Origin of the sequence: Amycolatopsis sp. NPDC005232 (assembly GCF_040607795.1) — a bacterium.
In the GTDB taxonomy this organism is placed as follows: Bacteria; Actinomycetota; Actinomycetes; order Mycobacteriales; family Pseudonocardiaceae; genus Amycolatopsis.
Genome location: NZ_JBEXHL010000062.1, coordinates 16,720 through 32,876, shown reverse-complemented (window position 1 = coordinate 32,876; position 16,157 = coordinate 16,720). Strand labels below are relative to the sequence as shown.

Below are 16,157 nucleotides of genomic sequence, written 5' to 3'. Positions count from 1 at the left end.
CTGGTAGCGCCGATGGTACTGCAACCGAAGGGTTGTGGGAGAGTAGGACGCCGCCGAACTAAATGTCAGGGTTAGGCCCCGGTTGAGAATCTTCACGGTTCTCCCGGGGCCTAACTCTATTTCCAGACCTTTTCGGCCGCCGGCCGGTCTAACGGACCATCTCCCGGCGGCTCCGTCCATCGAGCGCCCTTGACTGTGGCCCGCGGCATCAAGCCCTCGGCCTATCAGGTGCGGTCGTGGAGAGTGACTTGGTAGCCGTCGGGGTCGGCGAAGGTGAATGTCCGGCCGAAGGGGCCGTCGATCGGTGCGGAGACGATGGTGTGATCGTCGGCGACAAGCGCATCGTGAATGGCCTGGACGTCTGTGGCGTGGAGCCAGATAGCGGCACCGATGCCGGGCTGGGCAACGGATGTGAGATCGGTGCCGGGAACGACTTCGCGGAGTGCGAACGCGATCGGCTTCGTCTCGAAGACGACGGCGTGCGGAGGTCCGGCCGGCGAGCGGACGAGGCCGAGGTACTGCTCGTAGAACGCCTGTGAAGCGTCGAGATCGCGCGCTTGGAGCGAGATGAAGTCGGGGCCGGTGGCGGGCATGGTGACGCTCCTTCGTTTCGTGTCAGCTTTCTGACACGGGTCAATCTATGTCAGAATGCTGACATGAGTCAAGACGGTGTCGGCGTCGACCTGGAGACGTCACTGGGCTACCTGCTGAAAGAGGCGTCGAGCGTCCTGCGCGCAGCCATGGAGGAGGTGCTGCGGCCGCTCGGGATGAGCGTGACGCACTACTCCTGCCTCGAGCTGCTGGCTCAACGACCGGGCTTGTCGAACTCCGAGCTCGCGCGGGGCGCGTTCGTGACCCGGCAGACGATGAACGTGCTGCTCCAGGCCCTGGAACGAGAGGGTCACGTGACCAGGCCTGCGGAGGCACCCGTCGGAAAGGTTCTTCCCACGCGGCTCACGCCTCGCGGCCGACGGAGCCTTGAGAAGGCGACCGTCGCGGTCCGGTCCGTCGAGGTCAGAATGCTGGCCGGCATGACCGAGGCCGAGCAGTCAGTCGCGTTCCGGAGCCTGCGGAGCATGATCCATTCCCTGCGCGATGGCAACGACGGTGCCTAGCTCGGTCCCTGGCGCACGTCTCGCCGCGCCCGGATAGGCGTGCAGCCGAGCATGAAAATCCGTGCAGGCAACCTCGAAACCGACAGACCCCGACTACGCCCTCTTCTGCGACGAGCCACAAAACCCCGGCACACAACCCACGCAGCGCCCCCAGACAACGAGAAAGGCGCCGGAGCAACAATCGCTCCGGCGCCTTCCGCCAGTCCATCACCCGCGTGCCTCGCCCCAAGGCGGAGGCCCCCCAAGGCTCAGAGAGCCGAGCCCTTCTGCCAGTCCGTCCAGGACTTGGACCAGTCGCCGTACAGGTCCCACACGGGGAGCTGTGGGCCGCCCGAGTTGGTGACCTCCACGACGTCGCCGAGGCCGAAGTTCTGGAAGAACCATTCGGCGTTGGCGGCGTTCAGGTTGATGCAGCCGTGGGACACGTTGGAGCTGCCCTGCTGGCCGACGCTGTTCGGGTTCTCGTGCACGAACTCACCGTCGTTCGAGATGCGCTCGGAGAACTTTTCGTCGGAGCGGTAGGCCTTCGGGTCGGGCGGGCAGACACCGTAGGTGCAGGAGTCCATCGTGTAGTTCGCCTGCTTGAACGAGATCACGTGCGGGCCGAGGTGCGTCGGCGTGGCGTCCTTGCCCATGGAGATCGGCATGGTCTTCACCATCGAGCCGTTGTGGAAGATCTGCATCTGCTCGGTGTTGCCGTCCGCCTTGGCGATCCAGGAGTCGTGCACCTTGTACGTCTCGGTGCGGTCCTCGGCGCCGAACACGCCGTTGCCGAAGTCGACGCCGTAGATCTTCGCCGAGACGGTCAGTGTGGTGTTCGGCTGCCAGTACTCCTTCGGCCGGTAGTGGACGTTCTGGTCGTCCATCCAGTACCAGCTGCCCTCCTGCTGCGGCGACGACTGCACCGACAGGGCCTTCTCCACGGCGGCCTTGTTCTTCACCTTGACGCCGAAGCTGAACACGATCGGCTGCCCCACGCCGACACCGGTCGACTTCACGGCCGACGGCGCCGGGATCAGGTTCGCGTTCGCCTGCTTCGACGGCGAAACCGTGGTGACGTTGCCGTCCTTCTCCACTGGCTTGCCGTCGGTGCCCTGGGCGTGCGCGACGATCTTGTAGGTGCCGCCGTAGCCGAGCACCTCGGTGTTGGTCCAGCTGGAGCCGTCCGTCGTGAGCTTGCCGGCGACCGACTTCCCCTTGGAGTTGGTCACCGTCACGTCGGTCAGCTTGCCGTTGGCGGCCTTGACGACGATCGGGGTGGTCGGGCTGATCCCGGAGGCGTCGGCCGGGTCGATCGACACCGTCGCCGGCGTGGCCGCGGTGGCCGCGCTCGTGCCACCCGGGGTCACGGGCGATGCGCTGCCCCCGGTGTCCCCACCGGAGGAGCAGGCCGAAACCAGCAGGGTTGCCGCGAGAATTCCGGCAACCGAAAGGAAAGTCTTCTTCGGGAACATTTTGTCTCTTTTGCGGGGTATCGCGGGCCGGCAGGCTTCTTCCATTCCAAAACTACGCGATCAGGAAGACGCCCCACGCAGCGGATAGGTGCATCGCAGTGGCGTGGATCACGCTGTGACAAGGCCTGGCGCGCCGTAGAGACCGGGGCCGTCGACGACCAGTTCCTTCAGGTAGTCACGGGCCGAATGGTAGGCCTCGTCGGCGAGCTGGTCCGTCTTCGTGAAGTCGAGCGGGCTGACCCGCACGGGCGCCGGTCCGGGCAGGTAGACCACGGGTGCTCGCCGCGCCGCGGCGGGCGCCTCCAGTGCCGCCTGGTTGCGCATGCTGATCAACGCGGTGAACATCATCACCTCGGCGAACGTGCGTGGTGCACCCGGCATTTTGCCCGGAAACGCGCAGTCCAGGACCACAAGTGAGCGAGCGCCCATCGCGAGCGCCTGGCGCATCGGCACGTTGGCCACCAGGCCGCCGTCGTAGAGCAGCCGGCCGTCGTAGTCCACCGGCGGGTAGATCCCCGGGATGGCGCAGCTGGCCAGCAACGGCTCGCGCACCGGCCCCGTGCGGAACAGGACCGGCTCGGCCGTGTCGACGTCCGTGGTCACCACACCGAGCGGGAGCTCCAGGTCCTCGAAGCGCCGGCCGGGGCCGAGGTGGTCGTCGATGATCTTCGTGAGACCTGTGTTGGGGAACAGGTTCGTTTTGCTGTGGCGAAGCGTGCGCACCTGGCTGAAAACGCCGCCGGGGAACGCTTCGTGCTTCGTCATGTGCTTCCAGATGTCGTGCAGGCGCCCGAGCCGGTCGGCCCCGGGCAGCGCCAGCACGGCGGCGTTGAGCGAACCCACCGAAGTGCCGACCACGAGGTCGGGTGTCACGCCGGCTTCGTCCAGCGCGCGCAGCATCCCGACCTGCAGCGCGCCCAGGCTCCCTCCGCCGCCGAGCACGAACGCCACCGGCCCGGGGAGATCGAGTGGGGTCATACCGCCGAATGTAGTAAGCGTGAGCGTTCACGGCGGCGTCACGGACGTGTGATGCCGCACCGGATCACTCCGCGACGCGGACCGGTTCCTCAGTCGGCTCGGGCGCCAGTGCTTTGCGCTTCTTCATGCGCACCAGGAAGAACACCAGTACCCCGACGACCGCGGTCGCCGCCACGAGGAAGCCCGTGCTGAGCGCGCCCTCCACCTTCTTGGCCGCCTCGCCGAGCGCCGCGCCGAGGCTGATGTGCACGAGCGACCAGCACAGCGCCCCCGCGACCGTCGCGGGCAGGAACTTCCGGAACGGCAGCCGTGACGCGCCAGCGGCGGCCGGCGTCAACGTCCGCAGCACCGGCAGGAACCGCGCGAAGAACACCGCCCACGCGCCACGCCGCTCCAGCACGCCGGCGGCCTTGTCCCACGCGTCGAGGCCGTACTTGCGGATCAACTTCGTCTCGCGCAGCCGTGGTCCGAACCGGCGGCCGAGTGCGTAGCCGACGGAGTCGCCGAGTGCCGCGCACACCGTGACCACGGCCCACAGCGTGAGGAACCGCGGTGTCGTGGTCGCCGTCGTCGCCGCGATGAGCAGCGCCGACTCGCCGGGAGCGATGAACCCCAGGCCGATGGTGCACTCGGCGAACACGAGCCCGCCGGCCGCGGCGACAAGGCCCGGTTCCGGGAGTCCTTGCAGCCAGTTCAGGAGATCCGTTACCAAAGCCACAAGGTCACTTTACGGATTCTTTGGAATCCGTCACGGCGCTCGGCCCGACCTGGGGGACTTCCCAGGGACTGCCCGTAGGGGCCGGAACGACGAAGGGCCCGCTCGAGGTGAGCGGGCCCTTCATGAAGCAAACGCCGGTCAGCGTGCGAGCAGCGAGCTGGCTTCCTGCGCCGCCGGGCCCTGCTCGGCCAGGTGCGCCAGGTTCTCCGGCAGCTCCTCACCGCGGTGGGCCTTGGTCTGCGCGTAGAGCCGTCCGGCGCGGTAGGAGGAGCGCACGAGCGGTCCCGCCATCACGCCGCTGAAACCGAGCGCCTCGGCCGTCTGGGAGTGCTCCACGAACTCCTCCGGCGTCACCCAGCGGTCCACGGGGTGGTGCCGCGGCGAGGGCCGCAGGTACTGCGTGATCGTGAGGATTTCGCAGCCCGCCTCGTACAGGTCGCGCATCGCGGCCCCGACCTCGTCGGGCGTCTCGCCCATGCCGAGGATCAGGTTCGACTTCGTCACCAGGCCGGCCTCACGGGCCTTCGTGATGACCTCCAGCGAACGCGCGTAGCGGAACCCGGGACGGATGCGCTTGAAGATGCGCGGCACCGTCTCCACGTTGTGCGCCAAAACCTCCGGCCGCGAGCCGAACACCTCGGCCAGCTGCTCGGGATCCGCGTTGAAGTCCGGGATCAGCAGCTCGACACCGGTGCCCGGGTTGAGCTCGTGGATCTGCCGGACGGTCTCCGCGTACAGCCAGGCCCCGCCGTCATCCAGATCGTCGCGCGCCACGCCCGTGACGGTCGAGTACCGCAAACCCATGGCCTGCACGGATTCCGCGACCTTGCGCGGCTCGGTGCGATCGAGGGCGGACGGTTTCCCGGTGTCGATCTGGCAGAAATCACACCGCCGCGTGCACTGGTCCCCGCCGATCAGGAACGTCGCCTCACGGTCTTCCCAGCACTCGTAGATGTTGGGACAGCCGGCTTCTTCGCAGACGGTGTGCAGGCCTTCACGCCGCACCAGGCCTTTGAGTTCAGTGAACTCCGGCCCCATCCGCACCTTCGTCTTGATCCACGACGGCTTCTTCTCAATGGGCGTCTCGCTGTTGCGGACCTCGAGCCGCAGCAACTTCCGCCCTTCAGGCGCAGCAGTCACGTCCACCACACTACGCCCGCGGTACCGGGCGAATCGCCTACTGCGGGTCGGGCGTGACGTTCGTCAAGCGGGCCGTCAAGTCCCACAATGCGGTCGCCGTCGCGAGGTCGCGGGCGGCGGCGAGCGGGCGCACCTTCGTGGGATACCCACGGGAACCGAACAGGCGGTCCGGGCCGTAGTAGTCGCCGCCCTCGACGTCTGGCTGCGTGGCCGCGTAGAGCTGCGGCAGCGCCCCGTGCGCGAGGTCCTGCGCCAGCACCAGGTTGCCGAGGTGCATCGTGCCGAGCATCAAGGCGCGCACGACGGGGTTGGGGTAGGACTTCGCCATGCCGGTCTGCAAACCGGTCTCGGTGTAGCCGGGGTGGGCGAGCACGCTGATCACCGGGGAACCGGCCGCGCGGAGCCGCCGGTCGAGCTCCAGCCCGAAGATCTGGTCGGCGAGCTTCGACTGCCCGTAGGCGGCGGCCGTGTTGAACCGGCCGTGCTCGAAGTTCGGGTCCGCCAGCCGGATGCGCGAGCCGGTGGCCGCGATGCTCGAGAGCGTGACCACGCGCGCCGCCGTGCCGCCGCGCAGCGCGGGCATCAGCAGCCACGTGAGCGCGGCCGGCCCGAGGTAGTTGGTGCCGAACTGCAGCTCGAAGCCGTCGGCCGTTCGGCCCTTGGGTGTGCCCATGAGGCCGGCGTTGTTCACGAGCACGTCGAGCGCGTCACCGGTCAGCTCGCGCACCGATGTGGCCGCCTTGCGCACCGACGCGAGGTCGGCCAGATCCAGCTGCACGAGCTCGGGCGCGGCACCGGAGGCCACCGCACGCACACGCTCGAGGGCGGCGGCACCGCGCTCGGCCGAGCGGCAGGCGAGCAGCACTCGCGCGCCGTGGCCGGCGAGGACCTCCGCCGTGCGCAGACCGAGGCCCGAGTTGGCGCCGGTGACCAGGACGGTCCGGCCGGTCTGGTCGGCCAGGTCGGCCTCGGTCCAGCGTCGGTTCATGGGGTTCACCTAACTACACGCCTGTAACTACGCGGTCACGCGCTGGGTGCGAGCAGGCGCATGAGGTGTCCCATGGGGCTGCGCCGCCGCGCCGGGCGGTCCGAGCGGTCGCTGCCGGCGCGCACCAGCGAATCGAAGGCGTAGCCGACGCGGGTGATCTCCTCGGTGGGCTCGCCGGGCCCGGCCAGCCCCGCCGTGAGCGCCAGCGTGCGCAGCTCGCCCTCGTGCAGGTTCACCAGCGACGGGTGCCGGGTCAGCGCGGCGTCGAGCACCGCACGCAGCGTCTCGTGCTCGGACTGCGCGCGCCGCCACGCGCGGGAAACGGTGTCGACCTGGTCGCCGACGCCGTCGGCCGCGGCGTCCTCCGGGTCGGCCAGCTCCGCGCGCAGGTGCCCCCCGAGCACCTGCGTCCACCTGTACTGCAGTGCCAGCAGCAGGTTCTCTTCACCGCCGAAAACGTCGGTGGCGCCGGGGATCTCGGCGAGAACGAGCGGCTCATCAGGGGTGCGCTGCGCATAGCGCACGGCCGCCTCGAGGATCTCCCGGCGTCGGTAGAAGTCGGTCCAGCTCATGGTGTGGGCTCCCCTTCCGTGACCCGGGTCGTACCGCGGGTTTGCGGCATACTCCCGGTACGGACCTGACGCAGTGAACATACCATGGGTATGGAGATCGCCGTCCGGCGTAAGGTTGTGAGGGTGCCGACAATGAGGTCCAGACGACTCGACTACTCGGAGTCCACACGATCCGCCCTGGTCGACAGCGCCGTCGAGCTGTTCACGAAACGCGGTTACGCGGGTACCTCGCTCGACGAGGTGGCCAAGCGCGCCCGCGTGACGAAGGGCGCGCTGTACCACCACTTCAGCGGCAAGCAGGCCCTGTTCGAAGCCGCGTTCGACTCCGTGGAAAGCCTGGTCTACGACCGGCTGGAGAAGATCATGACCGGCCCCGGTACGCCGTGGGAACGGGTACTGGGCGCGCTCAACGCGTTCATCAAGAGCTGCCTCGACCCGGCCTACCAGCGCATCGCGATCCACGAGGCGCCGGTGGTGATGGGCTGGGAACGCTGGCGCGAGGCCGAGGAGCAGTGCAGCTTCGGGCTCGTGCGGGCGGGCCTGCAGTCGCTCGTGGACGCCGGCGAGGTCGAGCCCGTGCCGGTCGACATCACCGCGCGTCTGCTGTTCGGCGCGCTGTCGTCCGCGGCCACGGAGATCGCGAGCGCGGCCGACCCGAAGAAGATCGGTGAGCAGATCGAGGACGTGATCGTGCGGATGCTGCTGCGCCTGCGTCAGCCCGGCGAGGTGGGGGAGCGGCCGGCCGCGAGCTGAGCGGCGCCCTGAACAGCGCCGTGGTTGCCAATCCGGCCCAAAACAGGCCGCCCCCTCGCGGCACGTAACCGTTGCTGCGAAGCCATTCGGCCGTGACTGTCGTCGGATTGGCAATGATCGGCACAGCTAGGCTGGCGCCATGGACTTGAGGATCTTCACGGAGCCCCAGCAGGGCGCCACGTACGACGACCTCCTGCGCGTCGCCAACGCGACCGAGGCCGCCGGTTTCGACGCGTTCTTCCGCAGCGACCACTACCTGAAGATGGGCGACGGCGACGGTCTGCCCGGGCCCACCGACGCGTGGATCACCTTGGCCGGGCTCGCCCGCGAGACCAAGCGGATCCGGCTCGGCACGCTCGTCACCGCGGCGACGTTTCGCCACCCCGGCCCGCTCGCGATCTCCGTGGCGCAGGTCGACCAGATGTCGGGCGGGCGCGTGGAGTTCGGCCTCGGCGCGGGCTGGTTCGACACCGAGCACACCGCGTACGCGCTCACGCTGCCGCCGCTGAAGGAGCGCTTCGACCGCTACGCCGAGCAGCTGGAGATCATCACCGGCCTGTGGAAGACGCCGGCGGGCGAGACGTTCTCGTTCTCCGGTGAGCACTACACCGTCGTCGACTCGCCCGCGCTGCCGAAGCCGGCGCAGTCGCCCGCGCCGCCCGTGATCATCGGTGGCGGGGGCAAGAAGCGGACGCCCGAGCTGGCCGCGCGCTTCGCCGACGAGTTCAACCTGCCGTTCGCGAGCCCGGAAGCCGCGCTGGCGCAGTTCGAGCGCGTGGCCGCCGCGGCCGAGGCCGTGGGCCGCGACCCGAAGGAGATCCTGCGTTCGGTGGCGCTCACCGTCGCGATCGGCCGCGACGACGCCGAGGTGGCGCGCCGGGCCGGGGCCATCGGGCGTGACCTCGGTGAGCTGCGCGAGTCCGGCCTGGCCGGCACGGCGGCCCAGGTCGTCGACCGCATCGGGCAGTGGCGTGAGAAGACGGGTATCACGCGGCTCTACCTGCAGGTTCTCGACCTGCAGGACCTGGACCACCTCGAGTTCATCGCCTCGGACGTGGCACCGCAGCTGTGACTTACTCGTGAGGGGCGGCGCCGGTTCGGTTCTTGTTCGAACGCGGCGCGGCCCCTCACGAGTTCTCAGTTCTGCAGGGCGAAGGTGACGCCCGGCGCCGAAGGCGCTTCCGGGCGTGGCAACCAGCGGTCGTCATTCACGACCAGCTCACCTTCGAGCGCGGCCAGCACGGCGTCGCGCACCATCGGCAGCACCTCGGCCACGGTAACGTCGCGCTGCAGTTCATACGACAGCGACGTGACACCGGCGTCGCGGAGGCCGCACGGCACGATCGAGTCGAACGCGCCGAGGTCGGCGTTGCAGTTCAACTCGAGGCCGTGCATGGTCACGCCGCGCTGCACGCGGATGCCGATGGCGGCGATCTTGCGCTCGATGCCGCGGTCGTCGGCCGGGATCCACACGCCGCTGCGGCCCTCGACGCGGCCGGTGTGCACACCGAGCTGCTCGCACACCACGATCAGCGCCTCTTCGAGCCGGCGTACGTAGTGCATGACGTCGATCGGGTCGGCGAGCTCGATGATCGGGTAACCGACGAGCTGGCCGGGGCCGTGCCACGTGATCTTGCCGCCGCGGTCCACGTCGATCACCGGCGTGCCGTCGGCCGGCCGGTCCTCGGGCTCCGTGCGCTTTCCGGCGGTGTAGACCGACGGGTGTTCAAGCAGCAGCAGGGTGTCCGGTCCGGTCTGGTCGGCGCGCGCGGTGAGGATCTCGCGCTGCAGGTCCCAGGCCTCGGTGTAGTCGATCGTGCCGAGCTCCCGGACTACGACGGGTTCGGTGGCGGCACGGCAGGAATCGGTCGAAGAACTCACTCGTCGAGGCTACGCCCGTCGGGCCTGTGAAAGGGCACGAGCCGCAGTGCCGTCGCCGACACCAGGCCCATTCCCAGCACCGCGAGCACGGCGCCGACGGTGTCCGTGACCCAATGCACACCCAGCACGATCCGACAGGCCGCTGCCACGACGGTCGCGGCCACGGCGATCCCCACCGCCCACCGGACGAACCGCGGTGCGAACCAGCCGCACACCAGCACCACGACCAGTCCGGTCGAGGCCACCGCGACGACGTGGCCGCTGGGGTAGCTCAGGTCCGGGTACTCGCGCGGACGCCGGCGCAGGAACACGGGTTTGAACGCCAGGCTCGTCAGCCGGCACAGCACCAACACCACAGCCAGCCGCACGCACAGCGACAGCTTCGAACGGTCCCGCAACACCAGCGCGAGCAGTGCCACGCCCAGCACCCCGGGCAGCACGGGACCGAGGACGTTCGTGACGACCCCCGCGACCAGCCCGGTCGGGCGCGCGTCCTGGCCGCGCAACGCGTTCGCGACTTCCATGTCGAGCTGCAGCGGCTGCCGGTCGACGAGCAGGCCCAGCGCGACGAAAGCGGCGAACAGCACCACGCCCGTCACGATCCAGCGGACGCGCGGCACGGTCATGTCGCGGCGGCCAGCGCGCTCTCCAGAGTGCGGTGGCGGAACTCGTAACCCGTGTGCTCCAGCCGCCGCGGAACGGCGCGCTGGCCGTACAACGCCATTTCCTCGCCGGCCTGCCCGAGCGCGAGCTTCAGCGCGACCCCCGGAACCCACCACGGCGCCGGCCGGTGCAGGGCTTGGCTGAGGGCTTTCGTGAACTCGGCGTTGGTGGCGGGCGCGGGGCCGGCGAGGTTGACCGGGCCGGCCAGCGTTTCGTGCTCCAGCGCGTGGACGAGGGCGCCGACCTCGTCGTCGAGCGAGATCCACGGCATGAACTGGCGGCCGTCGCCGAGTCGGCCGCCGAGGGCGAAGCCGAACAGCGGCCGCAGCACGTCGAGCAAGCCGCCCTTGCGCGCGAGCACGAGGCCGGTGCGGACGAGCACCACGCGGGCGCCGGCCGTGGCGGCGGGGGCGGTCGCGCTTTCCCACGCCGTGCAGAGCTCAGCCAGGAAACCCGTGCCCGCGCCGGCGGTTTCGTCGACCACGTGGGAACCGGTGTTGCCGTAGAAGCCGACGGCCGAGGCGTTCACGAGCACCTTCACGCCGTGCTCGGCCACGGCTTCGGCGAGCACCTCCGTGGGCTCGACGCGGCTGTCGAGCAGCACCTGCTTGCGCATCGCGCTCCATCGGCCCGGCAGCAGGGGTGCGCCGCAGAGGTTCACGACGGCGCCGACCCCGTCGAACGCGCCCTCGTCGATCCGCGCCGACGGCGGGTCCCAGCCGTGTTCGTCGGCCGCCCGCGCGGTGCGCCGCACGAGGCGGCGCACGTCGTGGCCGGCCGAGCGCAGCCGCGCCGCCAGTGCCGTGCCGATGAGCCCGCCGGACCCCGCGATGAGTACCCGCATGCCTGAGATCGTGTCCTATCCGTGCGTGTTCCGCACCCCCGGCCCGTGGTCGGCGACCCCGTGCGGGACCGTCCGGAATGGACAGGATGGGGGTGACCGTGGCACCGCCAGTGTTCCAGCCCGGCCGCCGGTTCCGCCACGGCGGGCGGCGGCCGACCGTCTACATCGGACACCCGGGAACGGCGAAGGCCCCGCACCCCTGGGGAGTGCGAGGCCTTCGACAGACCGGCTATCGCGTCAGAGGCCGAGCTCGTCCTCGAACTTGCCCTCTTCCAGACGCTGCTTGATCGTCGTGAGGAAGCGGCCGGCGTCGGCGCCGTCGACCAGGCGGTGGTCGTAGGTCAGCGGCAGGAACACCATCGAGCGGACGGCGATCGTGTCGTTGCCCTCGGCGTCGGACACGACGACCGGGCGCTTCACGACGGCGCCGGTGCCGAGCATGCCGGACTGCGGCTGCACGATGATCGGCGTGTCGAACAGGGCGCCGTTGCTGCCGATGTTCGTGACGGTGAAGGTGCCACCGGTCAGCTCGTCCGGCTTGATGTGGTTGGCCCGGGCCCGCGCCGCCAGGTCGGCGATGCGGTGCGCGAGACCGGCCAGGCTCAGCTCACCCGCGTCGTGGATCACGACCGACAGCAGGCCGCGGTCGGTGTCCACCGCGATGCCCAAGTGCACGGCGCCGTGGTAGGTGATCTCCTTCGTGTCCTCGTTGTAGGAGGCGTTGACGTTCGGGTGCTGCTTGAGCGCCTCGACGGTGGCCTTCGCGAAGAACGGCAGGAACGTGAGGTTCACGCCCTCGCGCTCGCGGAAGGCCGCCTTCGCGCGCTGGCGCAGCTTGGCGATCTTCGTCACGTCCACCTCGTGCACCTGCGTGAGCTGCGCGGAAATCTGCAGCGACTCGCGGGTCTTGGTGGCCGTGATCTGCCGGATCCGGCTGGCCTTCTGCACCGTGCCGCGCAGGGCGGCGATGTCCGGCGAGACGGCGGCCGGAGCCGACGGGGCAGCCGCGGCCGGAGCCTGCGCGGCCGGGGCCGGGGCAGCAGCCGCGGGCGCCGGAGCGGCCGCCTTCTGCTTGGCCTCGGCCGCCGCGAGCACGTCCTGCTTGCGGATGCGGCCGCCGACACCGCTGCCGGTCAGCGTCGCCAGGTCGATGTCGTGCTCGGACGCGAGCTTGCGCACCAGCGGCGTGACGTACGGGCCGTCGGCCGAACCGTTGTCCTCGGCCTTGGCGGCCGGGGCAGCGGCGGCCGGAGCCGGGGCAGCGGCCGGAGCCGCCGGGGCGGGCGCGGCAGGTGCCGGGGCAGGAGCGGGCTTGCTCTCCTGAACCGGGGCGGGAGCCGGGGCAGCCGGGGCCGGAGCGACGGGCGCCGGAGCGGCGGCCGGAGCCGCACCCGCGGCACCGATCACCGCGAGAACCCCGCCGACCTCGACGGTCTCGTCCTCACCGGCGCGGATCTCGAGCACCGTGCCGGCGACCGGTGACGGGACCTCGGTGTCGACCTTGTCCGTGGAGATCTCGAGCAGCGGCTCGTCGACCTCGACCGGGTCGCCGACCTGCTTGAGCCAGCGGGTCACGGTGCCCTCGGTGACGCTCTCGCCCAGCTCGGGCAGCTTCACCTCGGTGCCCTGGCCACCCGACGCCGGCGCGGTGTCCGGACGCGACGGGGCCTCGGCCTGAGGAGCCTGCGCGGCGGGCGCCGGCGTCGGCTCCGGCTCGGGCGCCGCCTGCGGTTCCGGAGCGGCTTCCTGCGCGGGCGCGGCGGCCGGCTCGGCAGCGGCGGGGACGCCGCCGGTGCCGTCGTCGATCACCGCGAGCTCGCCGCCGACCTCGACGGTCTCGTCCTCACCGGCGCTGATCTTCACCAGGGTGCCGGCCACGGGGGACGGGACCTCGGTGTCGACCTTGTCGGTGGAGATCTCGAGCAACGGCTCGTCGACCGCGACGGTGTCGCCTTCCTGCTTCAACCACCGGGTGACGGTGCCTTCTGTGACGCTCTCACCGAGCTCCGGCAACGTGACGGAGTAGGCCATCGTTCGCTGACTCCTCTTGATCTGTAAGTCGTGTCTTGGATTGTGCTGGTGAGACGTCAGCTGTGCACGTGCAGCGGCTTGCCCGCGAGGGCGAGGAACGCTTCACCGAGGGCCTCGGTCTGGGTGGGGTGCGCGTGGATGAGGGGGGCGACGTCCTCCGGGAACGCCTCCCAGTTGTAGACGAGCTGCGCTTCGCCGATCAGCTCGCCGACGCGGTCGCCCACCATGTGCACGCCGACGACCGGGCCGTCGGGCGCCTTGACCAGCTTCACGCCACCGGAGGTCTTGAGGATCTGGCTCTTGCCGTTGCCGCCGAGGTCGTAGGTGTAGGTGGTGACGTCGTTGCCGTACTTCTCCTTGGCCTGCGACTCGGTGAGCCCGACCGAGGCGACCTCGGGGTGCGAGTAGGTGACGCGCGGAATGCCCTTCTCGTCGATCACGCGCGGGGCGAGCCCGGCGATCTCCTCGGCGACGAAGATGCCCTGCTGGAAGCCGCGGTGGGCCAGCTGCAGGCCCGGCACGATGTCGCCGACGGCGTAGACGTTCGGCAGGTTCGTGCGCAGGCGGTCGTCGGTGAGGACGAAGCCGCGGTCGATCTTGACGCCGGCCTCCTCGTAGCCGTGGCCCGCGGAGTTCGGGCCGCGGCCGACGGCGACCAGCAGCAGGTCGGCGTCGATGGTCTCGCCGGACTCCAGCGACACGCTCACGCCGTTGTCGTCCTGCTTCGCGCCAGTGAACCGCACGCCCGTCTTGAAGGCGATCTTGCGGCGGCGGAACGCGCGCTCGAGCTGCTTGGACGCGAACTCGTCCTCGGCGGGCACCAAGCGCGGCAGGGCCTCGACCACGGTGACGTCGACGCCGAAGGAAGCCCAGACGCTCGCGAACTCCACGCCGATCACGCCGCCGCCGAGCACCACGACCTTCTTCGGCACCCAGTCGAGCGCGAGCGCCTGCTCGCTGGCGATGATCCGGCCGCCGAGCTCCAGGCTGGGCAGGGACCGCGAGTACGAACCGGTGGCGAGGATGACGTTCTTGCCCGTGTAGCGGGTGCCCTCGACCTCGACGGTCGTGCCGCCGACGAACGTGCCGGTGCCCTCGACCAGGTTGACCTTGTGGGCCTTGGCCAGACCCTGCAGGCCCTTGTACAGGCGGGCGACGACGCCGTCCTTGTACTTGTTGACCCCGGCGATGTCGATGCCTTCGAACACGGCCTTGACCCCGACCGACTCCGCTTCGCGAGTTTCGTCGGCGACTTCGGCGGCGTGGAGCAGGGCCTTGGTCGGGATGCACCCACGGTGCAGGCAGGTCCCGCCCAGCTTGTCCTTCTCGATCAGCGTGACGGAAAGGCCCAGCTCGGCCGCGCGGAAAGCCGCGGCGTAGCCGCCCGATCCGCCTCCCAGGATCACAAGGTCGGCGGAGGTGTCGCTCACTTCAATAACTCCTCGGCAGCGGTGTAGGGGTGAAGCTCGGTCGTCGCGCAGCCCCGGTATAACCGCGCGCGCGACACCAGCCATCTTGTCACTACGCCGATCCGGCCGACCAACCCGGCCGTGCGACACCGACCACACCTGATCGTGGGAATAATGGAGTTCGTACTCCTGCAGGAAGAGAGGTGGTCGGAGTGGGGATCTTCGACTCGCTGCGTCGGCGAGGCCGAGGCGGCAGACGTCCGGGAACGATGCGCAAGGCCACCTCCGAAGACACCCGTCACCTGGAGGAATGGGCCGCGTCGCGGCGTGGAGTGGAGGCGTACGTCGAGCCCCGCACCACCGTGACGGAAGCCACTGTGGTCCTCATCGCCCACGACGGCGAGTGGACCCGCCGGCGCATCGGCAGCCTCCAGGCGGCACTGCACTTCGGCGAGAAGCGGTCGATTCCCGTGTACGAGGTGTCGCGGGTCGGCTACCCCAAGCGCATGCGCGAGTACACGGAGCGGAAGAAGCGCGGTCAGGTCTAGGAATTGTTCCGGCTAGGCGCTCGCCTCCAGCAGACCGAGGTGGTGCTCCAGCAGCGCGCGGAACGACGGGTGCGCGGTGCTGCCGAACGCGAGGTCGACCTCCACGGCGTGGCCGGTCTCGGTCAGCAGCACGAGCGCGGGATCGGAGACGATCACCACACCGGAGTCGGCGCGTAGTTCCTGGGCGGGCAGCAGGCGCGGGAAGGTGACGTCGTCGGGCAGGCCGTTCGCCGTGCGGAGGAATTCGCGGTAGTCGGCGGGAAGCGCGGTGCCGAGCCGGAGTTCGGCTTCTCGGAGCTCCGCTTCGGACGCCGGCGGCGGCGCGGTCTGGCCGCGTTCGCGCATGATCGCGGCGACGAGCTCGGGCCAGCTGTCCGCGTGCGTCGGGTAGCGCTCGCGCAACGCGGCGATCAGCGCGCCGGCGCACTGATCGGGCCACTCCGGGCCGAGCCCCAGCGGATCGGCGCCGGCGACGAGCCGCGGGGCCAGCGCCCGCGTCGCGGCCAGGGCGGCGACGTCCGGGGCCGGGTGGTTCTCGGTGAGCCTCGCCCACTGGTCGAGGTCGCCTTCGGCCAGCGCCGTGCGGACGCGGTCGGGCCGCCCGGGCGCCAGCGCGGAGACGACGTCCGCGACGGGTGAGCCGTCGAGTACTCCGTCCAGATCGGACACTTTCCGCGTCAGGAATGCTTGGTGGGCAAGCTCTTCCGCGTCGAGGTCGAGCGGGACGAGCTCGTCCGCCCACTGTGGACGGCCGCCGCGCGCCTCGAACAGCATCGCCCACGCGCGCGCCCGCACGGCGTCGTCGGCGAGCTGCGTCGCGGGCCGCTCCGCCACCGCGCGCCAGTGCGCGACGAGCCGATCGGCGGCCGTCCCCGCGCCCGCCGCGGCGAGCAGCAGCGCGGCGTGCCCGACGCGCCGGTCGAGCACCGCCTCGTCCCCGGTGAGCACCTCGCGGACCGCGGCTTCGAGATAGGCGTCGGCGTCCATGGCGCGAGCGTCCCACACGAACGCCGAAGGCCCCTGCCGAATCGAGCGGCAGGGGCCTTCGGAAACCGAGCGAAAC

General features: G+C 70.2%; 17 protein-coding genes. 4 read left to right on the top strand and 13 right to left on the bottom strand.

What is annotated here, in order from left to right; all coding sequences use genetic code 11:
- Nucleotides 1-224 precede the first annotated feature (224 nt).
- Nucleotides 225-593 (bottom strand): VOC family protein, encoded by a 369-nt coding sequence (locus ABZU76_RS49805; RefSeq protein ID WP_354884993.1) that lies wholly within the window; start codon nt 591-593, stop codon nt 225-227.
- Between the two features lie 63 nt (nt 594-656).
- On the opposite strand from ABZU76_RS49805, the gene ABZU76_RS49800 reads away from it, so the two are divergent.
- Complete coding sequence (locus ABZU76_RS49800; protein WP_354884991.1) at nt 657-1,115, top strand: MarR family transcriptional regulator; 459 nt, start codon at nt 657-659, stop codon at nt 1,113-1,115.
- Nucleotides 1,116-1,363: 248 nt separating this feature from the next.
- Here ABZU76_RS49800 and ABZU76_RS49795 read toward each other — a convergent pair whose 3' ends face one another.
- The 6 genes from ABZU76_RS49795 to ABZU76_RS49770 all read right to left on the bottom strand — a co-directional run bounded on the left by ABZU76_RS49795 (nt 1,364) and on the right by ABZU76_RS49770 (nt 6,965).
- Complete coding sequence (locus tag ABZU76_RS49795; RefSeq protein ID WP_354884988.1) at nt 1,364-2,569, bottom strand: Ig-like domain-containing protein; 1,206 nt, start codon at nt 2,567-2,569, stop codon at nt 1,364-1,366.
- Nucleotides 2,570-2,677: 108 nt separating this feature from the next.
- Nucleotides 2,678-3,547, bottom strand: coding sequence for a patatin-like phospholipase family protein (locus ABZU76_RS49790; protein WP_354884985.1), 870 nt, complete (start codon nt 3,545-3,547; stop codon nt 2,678-2,680).
- A gap of 64 nt (nt 3,548-3,611) precedes the next feature.
- Nucleotides 3,612-4,265, bottom strand: coding sequence for a DedA family protein (locus ABZU76_RS49785; RefSeq protein ID WP_354884982.1), 654 nt, complete (start codon nt 4,263-4,265; stop codon nt 3,612-3,614).
- Between the two features lie 138 nt (nt 4,266-4,403).
- Nucleotides 4,404-5,405, bottom strand: coding sequence for a lipoyl synthase (gene lipA / locus ABZU76_RS49780; RefSeq protein ID WP_354884979.1), 1,002 nt, complete (start codon nt 5,403-5,405; stop codon nt 4,404-4,406).
- Between the two features lie 37 nt (nt 5,406-5,442).
- Nucleotides 5,443-6,393, bottom strand: a complete 951-nt coding sequence (locus ABZU76_RS49775; RefSeq protein WP_354884976.1) for an oxidoreductase — start codon at nt 6,391-6,393, stop codon at nt 5,443-5,445.
- Between the two features lie 35 nt (nt 6,394-6,428).
- On the bottom strand, nt 6,429-6,965 hold the full coding sequence (locus tag ABZU76_RS49770) for a hypothetical protein (protein WP_354884973.1): 537 nt from the start codon (nt 6,963-6,965) through the stop codon (nt 6,429-6,431).
- Nucleotides 6,966-7,097: 132 nt separating this feature from the next.
- Here ABZU76_RS49770 and ABZU76_RS49765 point away from each other — a divergent pair, with 132 nt between their 5' ends.
- Complete coding sequence (locus ABZU76_RS49765; RefSeq protein WP_354884970.1) at nt 7,098-7,718, top strand: TetR/AcrR family transcriptional regulator; 621 nt, start codon at nt 7,098-7,100, stop codon at nt 7,716-7,718.
- Nucleotides 7,719-7,857: 139 nt separating this feature from the next.
- Entirely contained in the window at nt 7,858-8,790 is a 933-nt protein-coding gene (locus ABZU76_RS49760; RefSeq protein WP_354884967.1) for an LLM class F420-dependent oxidoreductase, read from the top strand.
- A 65-nt stretch (nt 8,791-8,855) separates the two neighbouring features.
- On the opposite strand, the gene lipB is transcribed toward ABZU76_RS49760, so the two are convergent.
- The 5 genes from lipB to lpdA all read right to left on the bottom strand — a co-directional run bounded on the left by lipB (nt 8,856) and on the right by lpdA (nt 14,567).
- Nucleotides 8,856-9,599 carry a lipoyl(octanoyl) transferase LipB gene (lipB, locus tag ABZU76_RS49755; protein WP_354884964.1) on the bottom strand — a complete coding sequence of 248 codons (744 nt, stop codon included), beginning with the start codon at nt 9,597-9,599 and terminating at the stop codon, nt 8,856-8,858.
- Nucleotides 9,596-10,225, bottom strand: a complete 630-nt coding sequence (locus ABZU76_RS49750) for a phosphatase PAP2 family protein (RefSeq protein ID WP_354884961.1) — start codon at nt 10,223-10,225, stop codon at nt 9,596-9,598. Before ABZU76_RS49750 ends, lipB begins: the two co-directional genes overlap by 4 nt.
- Nucleotides 10,222-11,106 (bottom strand): TIGR01777 family oxidoreductase, encoded by an 885-nt coding sequence (locus tag ABZU76_RS49745; protein WP_354884958.1) that lies wholly within the window; start codon nt 11,104-11,106, stop codon nt 10,222-10,224. The genes ABZU76_RS49750 and ABZU76_RS49745 overlap by 4 nt, the downstream gene beginning before the upstream one ends.
- Before the next feature lie 237 nt (nt 11,107-11,343).
- Nucleotides 11,344-13,137 carry a 2-oxoglutarate dehydrogenase, E2 component, dihydrolipoamide succinyltransferase gene (sucB, locus tag ABZU76_RS49740; RefSeq protein ID WP_354884955.1) on the bottom strand — a complete coding sequence of 598 codons (1,794 nt, stop codon included), beginning with the start codon at nt 13,135-13,137 and terminating at the stop codon, nt 11,344-11,346.
- 56 nt (nt 13,138-13,193) lie between these two features.
- A complete protein-coding gene (gene lpdA, locus ABZU76_RS49735) occupies nt 13,194-14,567 on the bottom strand; it encodes a dihydrolipoyl dehydrogenase (protein ID WP_354884952.1) in 1,374 nt (457 codons plus the stop codon).
- Nucleotides 14,568-14,749: 182 nt separating this feature from the next.
- On the opposite strand from lpdA, the gene ABZU76_RS49730 reads away from it, so the two are divergent.
- On the top strand, nt 14,750-15,094 hold the full coding sequence (locus tag ABZU76_RS49730; RefSeq protein WP_220237928.1) for an oxidoreductase: 345 nt from the start codon (nt 14,750-14,752) through the stop codon (nt 15,092-15,094).
- A 12-nt stretch (nt 15,095-15,106) separates the two neighbouring features.
- Here the strand turns inward: ABZU76_RS49730 and ABZU76_RS49725 are convergent, their stop codons facing one another.
- On the bottom strand, nt 15,107-16,081 hold the full coding sequence (locus ABZU76_RS49725; protein WP_354884949.1) for an SMI1/KNR4 family protein: 975 nt from the start codon (nt 16,079-16,081) through the stop codon (nt 15,107-15,109).
- Between the last annotated feature and the right edge of the window lie 76 nt (nt 16,082-16,157).

Excerpts from the sequence above, each read along its gene's own strand:
- ABZU76_RS49765 (WP_354884970.1), top strand. The coding sequence starts at position 7,098 with ATGAGGTCCAGACGACTCGACTACTCGGAGTCCACACGATCCGCCCTG.
- ABZU76_RS49750 (WP_354884961.1), bottom strand. The coding sequence starts at position 10,225 with ATGACCGTGCCGCGCGTCCGCTGGATCGTGACGGGCGTGGTGCTGTTC.
- ABZU76_RS49790 (WP_354884985.1), bottom strand. The coding sequence starts at position 3,547 with ATGACCCCACTCGATCTCCCCGGGCCGGTGGCGTTCGTGCTCGGCGGC.
- ABZU76_RS49805 (WP_354884993.1), bottom strand. The coding sequence starts at position 593 with ATGCCCGCCACCGGCCCCGACTTCATCTCGCTCCAAGCGCGCGATCTC.
- ABZU76_RS49795 (WP_354884988.1), bottom strand. The coding sequence starts at position 2,569 with ATGTTCCCGAAGAAGACTTTCCTTTCGGTTGCCGGAATTCTCGCGGCA.
- ABZU76_RS49760 (WP_354884967.1), top strand. The coding sequence starts at position 7,858 with ATGGACTTGAGGATCTTCACGGAGCCCCAGCAGGGCGCCACGTACGAC.
- sucB (WP_354884955.1), bottom strand. The coding sequence starts at position 13,137 with ATGGCCTACTCCGTCACGTTGCCGGAGCTCGGTGAGAGCGTCACAGAA.
- ABZU76_RS49770 (WP_354884973.1), bottom strand. The coding sequence starts at position 6,965 with ATGAGCTGGACCGACTTCTACCGACGCCGGGAGATCCTCGAGGCGGCC.
- ABZU76_RS49725 (WP_354884949.1), bottom strand. The coding sequence starts at position 16,081 with ATGGACGCCGACGCCTATCTCGAAGCCGCGGTCCGCGAGGTGCTCACC.
- ABZU76_RS49775 (WP_354884976.1), bottom strand. The coding sequence starts at position 6,393 with ATGAACCGACGCTGGACCGAGGCCGACCTGGCCGACCAGACCGGCCGG.
- ABZU76_RS49800 (WP_354884991.1), top strand. The coding sequence starts at position 657 with ATGAGTCAAGACGGTGTCGGCGTCGACCTGGAGACGTCACTGGGCTAC.
- ABZU76_RS49745 (WP_354884958.1), bottom strand. The coding sequence starts at position 11,106 with ATGCGGGTACTCATCGCGGGGTCCGGCGGGCTCATCGGCACGGCACTG.